Consider the following 10522-nt stretch of genomic DNA (forward strand, 5'->3'; position numbering starts at 1 on the left):
ATCAGTGCTGACGAGGAGGCACAGCAATCCTTCGTCTTCGAGGAGATCGAGACCGGGATTGCCGCCCTGCGGGCGCAGGTTGGCAAAGGCAGCGTCTCGGGCGAGAAGCGGGCGCCTCGGCCACGCAAGGGCTTTGCGCCCCATCTTGAGCGGGTGGAGGTAGTTCTCGAGCCCGAGGTCCTGCCGGAACATGCGGGCCGAGAGAAGGTGCTGATCGGGGAAGATGTCTCGGAGCGGCTGGATGTCATCCCCGCCAGGTTCCGTGTCATCGTGACCCGCCGCCCGAAATATGCCTTCAAGGACGCGGATGGCGTCATCCAGGCGCTTGCTCCGGCCCATATCATCGAAAGCGGCCTGCCGACCGAGGCATTGCTGGCCCAGATCGCGGTCTCCAAATATGCAGACGGCCTGCCGCTGTTCCGGCAGGAAGGGATCTATGCCCGCGACGGGGTGGAGATTGACCGGCGGCTGATGGCGCAGTGGATGGGCCGGGTCGGCTTCGAACTGGAGATCCTCGCCGCGCATGTGCTGGGGGAAATCTTGAAGGGCCAGCGCGTCTTCGCCGATGAGACCAGCCTTCCGACGGCTTGATCGAACGTAACCGGCCGGTTGCTACCGCGGTGACTGGGCCTTGATGCGGGCGACGAGTTCTGCGTCATCGACGAAGTCGTCGAGGAAGGCGTGCTAGGTTTCGGTGGTGATGCGCGCGTGCCTGAGCATGTCTTTTAGCTCATCGATGCCGTCATCGGTCAAGGCGGTGATGGTGTCCTCCGGGCCGGTATAGACGCTGATGATCGCGCCGTAGGTTAGGTTGTCGTCGTTGTAGACGATGGCCTCCAGAAGCTCGGGGTCTTCGCCCAGCATCTTGGCGACGTAGTCGAGGGTGCAGACATGGGTGACGGTTGCCATCAGGCGGCCTCGGGTAGCGTTGCAGGAAGCGGGGACCAGTTCCAGGGCAGCAGGTCATCAAGGCGGTTGATCTTGTGATCGTTGATGCGGGCCAGGATGTCTGCGAGGTAGGCCTGCGGATCGAGGCCGTTCATCTTGGTCGTTTCGATGATGGTCATCGCGCGGGCCAGCGTTTCGGCACCGGTGTCTGCCCCGGCAAAGAGCCAGTTCTTCCTTCCGATGCCAATCGGGCGCAGGGCGCGCTCGGCTGGATTGTTGTCGATGGCGACCCGACCGTCAGACAGGAACAGGCTGAAGGCATCCTTGCGGCTGAGCCCGTAACGGAAAGCCTTGGCCAGATCCCCCTTGCCGGGGATCAGGGCGAGTTGGCGCTCGGCCCATGCGAAGAAGGCCGCGACTTTCGGGGCGCTGTGCGTCTGGCGCGCAGCAAGGCGGATGTCGGCAGGACGGCCGGTGATCTCGCGCTCGATGTCATAGAGCGCGCCGATGCGGTCGAGCGCCTCGCGGGCGATGGCAGATTTCGTCTTGTCCCATTCGTCATGGAAGTCGCGGCGCAGGTGGGCCCAGCAGGCTGCCTCCCGCAGGCGAGGCGTCCCGTCGGGGTCAGGATCGTAAAGCTTGGCATAACCCTTGTAACCATCGGCCTGCAGGATGCCGCGGGTCTTGGCCAGATGGCGATGGACGTGTTCTTCCTTCCAATCCGGCGCGAAGGCATAGACCGCTCCGGGTGGCGCGGTGCCTGCCCAGGGGCGTTGATCGCGGATATAGGCCCAGATCCGGCCCTTCTTCACGCCCTTGCCCAGTCCTTTGTCGCGTTGAGACCGATCGAGAACCCGGATCGGCGTGTCGTCGGCATGCAGCAGGTCACTGCCCATGACATCCGCCTCGATCCGTTCGATCAGCGGAGCCAGCACCTTCATGGCGCGACCGCACCAGTCGACCAAGGTGCTGTCCGGAATATCGGCGCCCATCCGGGCGAAGATTTCGTGTTGGCGATACAGATGCGCTGATCGGGCTTTGCGCCAGACGGCGACGTTGGGATCATATCCTCCGTTGCAACCGATCAAGGAGTTCAGGCATGGAATTTTTTGTTGGTCTCGATGTGTCCCTCGACGAGACGCACATCTGCGTTGTCGATGAGGGTGGACGGATTATCAAGGAAACACGCTCGGCGAGCGAGCCGGATGCGATAGCCAGAGCAATTCGGCACAAGGGGCGCCGCATTCAACATGTAGGCCTCGAAGCCGGAAACCTCTCGCAATGGCTGCATGACGGCCTCGTGAAAGAGGGCTTCTCGGTATCCGTGATGGAAGCACGCCACGTTCGCGCCGCTTTTGCCGCCATGCGCGTGAAAACGGATCGTCACGATGCCCGCGGTATTGCCCAGCTGGTCCGGCTGGGCTGGTTCAAACGCGTCCATGTCAAATCGCTGGATGCCCAGGAAACCCGGGCTTTGTTAACCGCGCGGACATTCTTGATTGAGAAAGTCACGGCGGCCGAGAATTCGCTGCGCGCCGCGCTCAGGAACTTCGGGCTGAAGATGGGCGCGGTGACACGAAGGACTTGGGAGGGACGGGCGCGGGAGCTGGCTGGCGATAACCCTGTCCTTGAGGGCATTGTGGAGGCCATGTTGCGGGTGAGAACACTCCTTCTTGCGGAGCTTGCCAACATCGACGGCCAGCTCACGGCACTTGCGAAATCCGATCCCGTAACCCGGCTGCTTATGACGACCCCGGGTGTGGGCGTGATCGTGGCGCTGACCTTCCGAAGTGCCGTCGACGACCCGGACCGCTTCCCACGCAGCAGGGATGTTGGCGCCTGGGCCGGATTGACCCCAAGACGATGGCAATCCGGCAAGATGGACATCTCTGGACGGATCACCAAGGCCGGTGATCCTCGGGTCCGCGTGATGCTCTTCGAGGCCGCTGCGAGCATTCTCGGCCGGGCGCGGGTCATGTCGCCCTTGAAGGCATGGGGCCTGAGGATCGCGAAACGGACATCAATGAAGAAGGCCATCGTTGCCGTGAGCCGCAAGCTCGCAACGATCCTGCTGGCGATGTGGAAGTCCGGCACCGCATATTGGGCGGCGGATCGGCCACCAGCCTCGGCCCAGGACCTCGCGGCAGCAGGATGACAAAGTCGATCAGGCCACGCGAGCCACCAAGACCACGTGCGCTTCATCACTGAGATCCGGCGCCTTTTGGCGACGGCGTGACGTCCCGGGCAGGGACGACGGACGGGATCAGCTCGGATTTACCCATGGCTCGATTGAGGCCGAGGTACAGCTTTGGAGCATCCCGACCTCCACAGTCCGCATCTTGTGGCGGCGCGCCGACCACGGACAGAAGTATGGACCTGCTCGTTGGACCGTCATCGCCATTGACCAAACCCGCCCGATCACAGAAGGAAGATGGTCGTCGAATTTGGAGACAAGGATGTGCGCCAGCAGGCCCGCACCGGCCATGCTGCCCGGGATCGGTCGGCTGGGCGCCGGCATCTGCACCATGCGTTCGCAGCGGCGACAGGATTTCTTCAGCCGGGCGATCTGGACAACCTTCATCTGCGCCGCGATCAGATCCAGCATCTCGCTGACATCTTCCCCCACCACACGCAGATCACCCCCGCAATCGGGGCAGCAACTGCCGGGGTCCAGTTCCTGCCGCTCGCGCGGCGTGCTGTCCGAGACCCGGGGACGGCGGCGCGATGGACGGTCGGCAGCCTCCTCGGCAGGTTCAAAGCTGGCAGCTTCCGGTGCGCCATCCGGAACCGCCGTCTCGCTTTCGGCCGAGGCGATGAGCAGATCCTCCAGCGCCAGTTCCAGCTGCTCGATCTCGCGTTCGATCTTTTCCGAGGACTGGCCGAAGACCTGTTTCTTCAGCTTGGCGATGCGCAGCCGCAGGGTCTGGATCAACTGGTCATGGGCGCGCAACGTGGCCGAGATCTTGGCGTTTTCCGCCTGCAACGCCGCGATCAGCGCCTTCAGAACGGCGGGGTCATCTGTGAGGGTCGGGGCCAAATTCGACATGCGCCCGATTACCACAAGGCAGGCGCAATGACCATAAAAACAAGGCGTTTCAGCGAGATAATTCAGCCAACCCGGGCTGGTGGAGCCCCCCAATCCGGCCTGCGCCAGTCGATCCCTTCCCATAGCATCGCCAGTTGAGCCGAGGTCAGACGCACCGCGCCGTCACCACGCGCGGGCCAGGGAAAGCGGCCCTTTTCCAGCACCTTGTAATAGAGGCAGAAGCCTTGCCCATCCCAGTAAAGCAGCTTCAGCCTGTCGCCTCGGCGGCCACGGAACGCAAAGACAGAACCACCGGTCGGCTTCTGGCGCAGATGATCCTGTGCCAAGGCGGCCAACCCCTCGATGCCCTTCCTCATGTCGGTCACGCCGCAGGCCAGATAGACGCGAACGCCAGTGCCCGGCCCAATCATGCCGCTTCCACCGCCCGGATCACCTGCGTCAGCGTGATCGCATCCAGAGCCGGATCGAAGCGCAAGCAGCGGCCATTCACCAGTTGCAACTCGACCTGGGCAGGGCGCGCGGCTTCTGAGTGGGGGGCCGCCGCCAACCCCATCAACTCCAAGGGCCTTTCCACATCCACCGGAAGGAACAGTGCTTCCGGCAAGGCAGTAAGCAGCCCCTTCTTCTTCAACTCGTGCCGCCAGGCATAGATTTGCTGCCGTGTCACATCATGCCGTTGCGCAACCTGCGTCACCGTCGCGCCGCCAACCCCGACCGACAAAACGATCTCAAGCTTCTCCTCGTCGCACCAACGACGACGGCGCTCCAGCCCCAGAATATCGCCACGCATCACCAGCCCCGCATAAGATACGTCGTTAACAACGTCGTTATGCACGTGCCATAATCGATCAGGCCATGCTCAGGCAGGCGGTGACAATCGGGCGATTACGATCGAACTCGACTCCAACATTGTCGAGCGCGCCATCAGGCCCCAGACCATCACCCGCAAGAACAGCCTCTTCGCCGGATCGGACGGCGGTGGCCGGACATGGGCCACCATCGCCACCCTCCTGCAGACATGCAGGATGAACAACGTCGACCCCACAGCATGGCTGACACAGACCTTGGAACGCATCGCCAACCAATGGCCAAGCGCCGAAATCGACGCCCTCATGCCATGGAACTACAGGCCCTGAACGGCCTCGGCTTCCCGCTTACGGTTCAGACGCTCATCCCCAAGATCGCATCCGGCGGTTTCCGTTTCCACCCAGCTCTGCCCCATGTCCGCACCTCATGCATTCGGTGCCACATGACGAATCATGACTATATCGTCGTCGCCAAGACCAAGACTGGCAGGTGAATCAATTCACCGCACCAACTTGTGGGTAACTGCAAGCTTCGGCGGATGGTTACGTTTGACGGCGGGCGTGACCGTCTTCTCGGCCGTCATCTCGACGGGCAGGAACGCGGTCCGCCGCCGCAGCGCCATCGAGGCTGAAATCGGTCACATGAAAACGGACGGCCGTCTGTCACGCTGCCCGCTGAAAGGCACGATTGGTGATGCCCTCTTTGCCGTCCTCTGCGCCTGCGGGCACAACATCCGCAAGATCCTGGCGCACCTCAGGACTTGGCTTGCTTGGATTATCGCCGTGCTATCCACCCCGAAAATCCCACAGCACCAACGCTATGTGCCCGCAGAACCGGTGTGAAGGCTTTGTTCAGGGCGAACTACTTATGCAGCCCCTTACTTTCGGGGGGATTACCCATTGCATTTCATAATCTTGTATCGACCAAAATCACGCAAAGGCAACCTTGACCTCAGCCGGGCACCCCTACACGGGTCGATACATGGGCGCAGATCCCGTTGGGTCGACAAACCGTTCTCAGGGAAATTCAATATTCAAGACAAATAAAAGGGCCCCACTGCTACAAGGCAGTGGGGCTGACCGGCAAAGTCCCCAGATACTTCAGCCGGATCATAGCTGTTCTATTTTAATTGGCTTAGATGACTGTGTTTGATGTAACTTTTTAAGCATACAGATATGATGTGCCTGCTGCAAATAAAAAGAGACAGCACCTGGCGAAGTTGGTAGTGAAATAGTGGAGTCGCAGAGTATTGATCGATGAGATGAGGAGTCGTTTCCTCCCGCTTCAGAGCTGGCCAAAATTAATGGAACTGTCGGATGGGATGCGCGGAAACTCAAAATGTCACCAATGCATTTATCGATGCCCTTGAGCGCATCAGAGTTTATTATAACTGAAAAGTACAGCTCAGGTGAATGAATTTTCTGAAGGTTCCTGAAGGCGCGTAATCGAAATCCAGATATTGATATGCTTTCTGCAAGGTTGAGATCATATCTGCTTCCAAGCCCAACAACAGCGACAGCTACAGAAGTACGATCCCCAACGTTGCAATTGTGATCTTTAATCCAGCGGACCAGTTTTTGTAGCATCACGAGCGCGAACCTTATTCTTGCCTCGGCGTGTTTTGAGCATTTGTGGCGCGTTCTCTAGGGAGCAGCGCTACTCAAGGCCTTTAGTGTTAAATAAGAAATCCTCGAGATTCAGCGGCCGTGACCGCTCGAAGTCTATTAGAAACTTGGAGCTTGCGATAAATGGAAATTAAGTTGTTTTTGATGGAGGATTCGGACGCACATAGCTCATATGCGATCTCTTTGTTTGACTTCCCTAGCTTGACGAGCTTCAGAATGCCAACCTCAATGTCTCGCAACTCATCTTTGCTTCTACCTTGTGAGCGTGAGCCAAAAAATTCAATTTGCTTTGCTACGGCTCTCGCAACAACTGCAGCAGGAACAAATTTTTCACCTGCCATAACAAATCGAATGGCATTAACCATGGATTGTGGAGACATGTCGCGCGAGAGAATTCCAGAAACGCCGACATCAACAATATTGAGAATCGTAGATGTATCGGTCGCATCCCAAATAATCAGTATTTTATCTGCCAATCCTGATCGTACTACGTTTTTGATCAAGTTTCGATCAGGTGTCTCTCCCACCGTGATGTTGTAAATTAGCACGTCATATTTGCATTGACCGACTTCGGATCGATCCAGTCCGATCTCTGAAACGCCCTTAAAAGCTATATTCAGTTCTTTCTCAAGGTAAGCGCAGAAAATATCTCTCATGAACAGGCTTTCATCCACAAAGAGGCCGGTGCGCTGTTGCGTTTCAGTGTTTAGATTTTTCACGCTCAGTTCCTCGAGTTCAGTATAGCGCAGTTTCGCTATTGTGCGGTGGTGCGCTGTTTCAGTGCGCGGGCAAATAGGCTGACGCTACCATTTGCAATCAGCGGGCACTGGCTATCTTTGCGTATTGTAAGTTTAATATTAAGGACGCAGTCTAGAAGCAGGCGCCTCGATCTATGGAGAAGCTGTCAACTAACTGCATTCCTCGGTAGTATTCATGCCGAATCTCTCCACCTAGCTCGAGAATTGCGCGAAGCTTGGCTTGATCGCAGTTTTGAGATCTAGAAGTTAGAGGATCAGCGGGTTCAGTGTAGTTATCTAGCTCATAGCTGTAAATAAGCTGGCTTCCATGCAACCACACTTCTACAAGGTAAGTTCCCGCGCCGATCTGCATAGGCTTCCCCTTTTTCAGGGTGGAGCTGGAAAGAAGCTGGAACAACCGAGAGCGATCTTCCGCCAATCTCACGAGAGAAATCAGAAGAAGTGCAGTACAAATCAAAAGCGTGCATACTGACAGCAGCCAGCTTATCCTGATACTTTTGTGGGATAAGGCAAACTGCACTGCAAATGCAATCATGACGAAGGAAAGCACAAGCAGCGCAATCAGTCCTGGCGACATTTGGAAGTAGTTCAAAGGCACCTCTCCCTGTCGCGCATCAGAAACTCCAGCCAACACCAACACCAGCACCGATTTCAGAGCCTCCTTTACTCAGAGCCCCCCTTACTGTGGTTGCATCGCCGAAAAGAGCTGTTCCGCCAAAAGCAAACGCGTTACTGCCATCAAATGTCCCGATCGCCATGCCAAAAGAGTAGTTTGTGCCCGGAATTGGGGCAGGAATTTGCGACATGGCCATACTCATGGCAACCCCGTCACTTACGGACTGAAGGCCTCGGTTAAACTGACCAACGTTAACTGCGTCGTTGCGTGCGATGCCATCCGCGACGCCAGAAAGGCGAACAGGCTGACCCGTACTGTTGCTGAGGCTTACTCCGGAACGCGTGACACTGAGAGTGTTCCCAGCGGCTGACACGGTTGAAGTTGTAGCACCTGACACGATGGTGGTCCCGCCGGCGACTGTCAGCCCCTGGCCGTTGTGCTGCAACGAGACGGCATCACTGCCCACACTGAACTGGCCTCCGTTGATCCCGGATGCGATCGAAGTTCCGTCCCGAGTAAGCGTAATCTGGCTGGTGCCTGATGTAACATGCAGTGGACCGCTTATATCAGTGCGCCCCAGTGTTGCTTGGTTCTCAACCGTAATATCGCCAAACGTGAAGCTACTGGGAAGCACCATATGCTCAGCAGTCAGTGTTCCTGATACTTCAAGATTTTCCACAGTTGCGCTTTCCACTTCAAGCGCATCTACTGCAGCAGTGCCTGAAACAGCGAGGTTTCCGACTATATTGGTATCCTCAAGCTGCGTATTACCCGTTACAGATAGCGTGTTAATTGTCGCCGCGTTTCGCACATTTAAGGTACCAGTTGAGCTTTGAGCTGATGTGATCGAGCTGCCTACAGACACCCTATCTGAAAATGCAGCCGGGGCTTCAAAGTTTGCAGGTCCTTGAACAGAGAGATTCCCCTGAACGGTCGCATTGGAAAGACTAGATTCGCCCGAAACTGAAACCGCACCCGAAATTGCAGCATCTCCCGTAACATTTGTGTTCGCAAGTTGTGAAGATCCAGTAACATTCAGCGTCTGCATACGCGTAGGGCCGTCCACCGACAATGCTCCTGCGATTATAGCTTCCTCATTGACAGTCAAACTATTCATGTCCGCCACTCCCGCGACGGAAACAGGGCCGGCAACTGTAGCACCGCCAAGCACTAAAAGGTCACTGGTCTGAATCTCAGTGCTTGCCAGTGCGCCTGTGAACACACCGTCACCGTTTACGATGAGATCCTGAGATTTTACGCTGGACGGGATGAAAATCGCTGTAGCTGTCGCCACAATTTTCGTGACTTGGTAGAATTTTCTGTCGGCACCCATTCTGGCCGCAATCTGGCTCTTGAGATTCGTCTGCATTGCCCCACCTTTAAGTTTTGTCTGCTCCAGATTTTCACGCCACTTCGTGATCAATGGCGGTCAGACCTAATTGCGTTGACTTTCTCATCATCTACCAACCTCATCACTCGTAATGCGACGGCTTTACACGCTTCGAAAGAACCCGGCACATCAGGGTTCAAGGCATTTATTTTTATGCTGCATCCAATTATACCTGACCTAAGAATCGGAAAACAGAACGAACCGTGCTCTTCGTCAGCCAGGTATCCCGCAATTTTCAACTTTTGTAACCGTGCACTAAAGATGCCTGAATCATGGTCCAAAATCTCTTCTCGATTACCTCTCTTAATCGCAGCCGATAGATGACGGTCGAAGGCACTTGCGGAAGTTACTGCAGCGAGAGCGCAAATGGCCTGAGCATCTATCAACGGGGATAGTCTGCGCTGTGAGTACAAACTTGCCGAACTCGCTTCAATTACCTCGCAGGTTCCGTAATCTGTCAGTTTGGCAAGAGAAAATCGTATGTCCCGCTCGCACTCGAGCTCGTCAAGGATGTCAGCAAGGGAATCGACCTCAGGGTGAGATAGATGCCCATTTGTGATTCGCATTGCTTGATTTGCCACGACTTCGTACGCATTGTCGCCTCTGCGACTCCTAATCCAGCCGAGCCTTTTCAGTGTTGAAGCGGCTCGCCATATAGCAGCGCGAGGGAATGGCAATCTTCTATTCAGATCTGCCAGCGTACACGGACCTGTATTTGATACCTCCTCTAAAACAGCGATCAGTCGGTCTGTGTGTGCATCAAAATTATATCGATTGCACGACATCTGGTGCTCCAATCTGCTCCAAATAGGTGCCGGTCTATTGGCGAATTAAATGCGAAAACGTGGATCACACAAGCGCGCCAGATCGCTGAGAGGCCAGCTCCGCGGGGGCATATCGATGAGCGATACAGCGCCGTATTTCTTGTGCATTAATGTATAGTTAAAGCTATATATCGATTGAAACATACCACCATAAGTACAAAAATATGTATATAAAGGCATGTATTAATCCAAATTTAACTGATTCCGCCTGAGCTACGGGCTCAACCCAGATTGATGGCTTTGCGTTGGCCGTTTCTCAGTTTTTGAGGCACCCGCCGGGTGGCGATAATCGTAAGCGGGAAGCTGAGGCCGTTCAGGTCCGGTAGTTCCAGGGCATGAGGGCGTCGATTTCAGCGCTCGGCCATTGGTTGGCGATGCGCTCGAGGGTCTGTGTCAGCCACGCAGTTGGATCGACGTTGTTCATCCTGCATGTCTGCATGTGAGTGCTGGACGTAATCTCCCCAAAAGCGCTGGATGAAAATTCCCCAGTTTGGCGCTGAAGGCGATGGTCAGGGGGGGCATGCCCCCCCTGACCATCGGCGGCGCAGAATTCCTCCTGCTGATGCCA

10 protein-coding genes and 5 pseudogenes are annotated in these 10522 nt (G+C 56.4%); 4 read left to right on the forward strand and 11 right to left on the reverse strand.

Annotation, left to right across the window (positions count from 1 at the left end; translation table 11 throughout):
• Window positions 1-585: pseudogene (locus IE101_RS19255) on the forward strand (IS66 family transposase); the annotation flags it as partial.
• Window positions 586-684: 99 nt separating this feature from the next.
• On the opposite strand, the gene IE101_RS19260 reads toward IE101_RS19255, so the two are convergent.
• Together IE101_RS19260 and tnpC are read right to left on the reverse strand one after the other, a co-directional pair.
• Window positions 685-909, reverse strand: a complete 225-nt coding sequence (locus IE101_RS19260; protein ID WP_229804327.1) for a hypothetical protein — start codon at window positions 907-909, stop codon at window positions 685-687.
• Window positions 909-2039 (reverse strand): annotated as a pseudogene (gene tnpC / locus IE101_RS19265) (IS66 family transposase); the annotation flags it as partial. The gene IE101_RS19260 and the pseudogene tnpC, both read right to left, overlap by 1 nt.
• Between tnpC and IE101_RS19270 the strand changes: the two are divergent.
• Window positions 1988-3043 carry an IS110 family RNA-guided transposase gene (locus IE101_RS19270; protein WP_189635471.1) on the forward strand — a complete coding sequence of 352 codons (1056 nt, stop codon included), beginning with the start codon at window positions 1988-1990 and terminating at the stop codon, window positions 3041-3043. The pseudogene tnpC and the gene IE101_RS19270 overlap by 52 nt on opposite strands.
• A 270-nt stretch (window positions 3044-3313) precedes the next feature.
• Here the strand turns inward: IE101_RS19270 and IE101_RS19275 are convergent.
• The 3 genes and pseudogenes from IE101_RS19275 to tnpA form a co-directional block, all read right to left on the reverse strand.
• Window positions 3314-3934, reverse strand: a pseudogene (locus tag IE101_RS19275) (transposase domain-containing protein); the annotation flags it as partial.
• Window positions 3935-3996: 62 nt separating this feature from the next.
• Window positions 3997-4344, reverse strand: coding sequence for an IS66 family insertion sequence element accessory protein TnpB (gene tnpB, locus IE101_RS19280; RefSeq protein WP_089258523.1), 348 nt, complete (start codon window positions 4342-4344; stop codon window positions 3997-3999).
• On the reverse strand, window positions 4341-4724 hold the full coding sequence (gene tnpA, locus IE101_RS19285; protein WP_089258521.1) for an IS66-like element accessory protein TnpA: 384 nt from the start codon (window positions 4722-4724) through the stop codon (window positions 4341-4343). Before tnpA ends, tnpB begins: the two co-directional genes overlap by 4 nt.
• Before the next feature lie 100 nt (window positions 4725-4824).
• Between tnpA and IE101_RS19290 the strand changes: the two are divergent.
• Window positions 4825-5070 (forward strand): annotated as a pseudogene (locus IE101_RS19290) (transposase domain-containing protein); the annotation flags it as partial.
• Here IE101_RS19290 and IE101_RS20130 read toward each other — a convergent pair.
• Window positions 5058-5156 carry an IS4/Tn5 family transposase DNA-binding protein gene (locus tag IE101_RS20130; RefSeq protein ID WP_229804328.1) on the reverse strand — a complete coding sequence of 33 codons (99 nt, stop codon included), beginning with the start codon at window positions 5154-5156 and terminating at the stop codon, window positions 5058-5060. The pseudogene IE101_RS19290 and the gene IE101_RS20130 sit on opposite strands and share 13 nt — an antisense overlap.
• A gap of 187 nt (window positions 5157-5343) precedes the next feature.
• Between IE101_RS20130 and IE101_RS19295 the strand changes: the two are divergent.
• Window positions 5344-5583, forward strand: a pseudogene (locus tag IE101_RS19295) (transposase); the annotation flags it as partial.
• Between the two features lie 267 nt (window positions 5584-5850).
• On the opposite strand, the gene IE101_RS19300 reads toward IE101_RS19295, so the two are convergent.
• The 5 genes from IE101_RS19300 to IE101_RS19900 all read right to left on the reverse strand — a co-directional run.
• Window positions 5851-6327: a hypothetical protein gene (locus IE101_RS19300; RefSeq protein ID WP_189635472.1), complete on the reverse strand. Its 477-nt coding sequence runs from the start codon at window positions 6325-6327 to the stop codon at window positions 5851-5853.
• A gap of 89 nt (window positions 6328-6416) precedes the next feature.
• A complete protein-coding gene (locus tag IE101_RS19305; protein WP_189635473.1) occupies window positions 6417-7085 on the reverse strand; it encodes a response regulator transcription factor in 669 nt (222 codons plus the stop codon).
• A 151-nt stretch (window positions 7086-7236) separates the two neighbouring features.
• Window positions 7237-7770, reverse strand: coding sequence for a hypothetical protein (locus IE101_RS19310; RefSeq protein WP_189635474.1), 534 nt, complete (start codon window positions 7768-7770; stop codon window positions 7237-7239).
• Complete coding sequence (locus IE101_RS19315; RefSeq protein ID WP_189635475.1) at window positions 7739-9109, reverse strand: YadA C-terminal domain-containing protein; 1371 nt, start codon at window positions 9107-9109, stop codon at window positions 7739-7741. The genes IE101_RS19310 and IE101_RS19315 overlap by 32 nt, the downstream gene beginning before the upstream one ends.
• 1158 nt (window positions 9110-10267) lie before the next feature.
• The coding region (locus IE101_RS19900) for a transposase domain-containing protein (protein WP_229804329.1) at window positions 10268-10522 on the reverse strand (255 nt) is incomplete at its 5' end.

The organism is Gemmobacter lanyuensis (assembly GCF_014652355.1).
GTDB lineage: Bacteria > Pseudomonadota > Alphaproteobacteria > Rhodobacterales > Rhodobacteraceae > Gemmobacter > Gemmobacter lanyuensis.

Coding starts and splice junctions, on each gene's coding strand:
- tnpA (WP_089258521.1), bottom strand. CDS start 4,724: ATGCGTGGCGATATTCTGGGGCTGGAGCGCCGTCGTCGTTGGTGCGAC.
- IE101_RS19315 (WP_189635475.1), bottom strand. CDS start 9,109: ATGCAGACGAATCTCAAGAGCCAGATTGCGGCCAGAATGGGTGCCGAC.
- IE101_RS19300 (WP_189635472.1), bottom strand. CDS start 6,327: ATGCTACAAAAACTGGTCCGCTGGATTAAAGATCACAATTGCAACGTT.
- tnpB (WP_089258523.1), bottom strand. CDS start 4,344: ATGATTGGGCCGGGCACTGGCGTTCGCGTCTATCTGGCCTGCGGCGTG.
- IE101_RS20130 (WP_229804328.1), bottom strand. CDS start 5,156: ATGGGGCAGAGCTGGGTGGAAACGGAAACCGCCGGATGCGATCTTGGG.
- IE101_RS19260 (WP_229804327.1), bottom strand. CDS start 909: ATGGCAACCGTCACCCATGTCTGCACCCTCGACTACGTCGCCAAGATG.
- IE101_RS19270 (WP_189635471.1), top strand. CDS start 1,988: ATGGAATTTTTTGTTGGTCTCGATGTGTCCCTCGACGAGACGCACATC.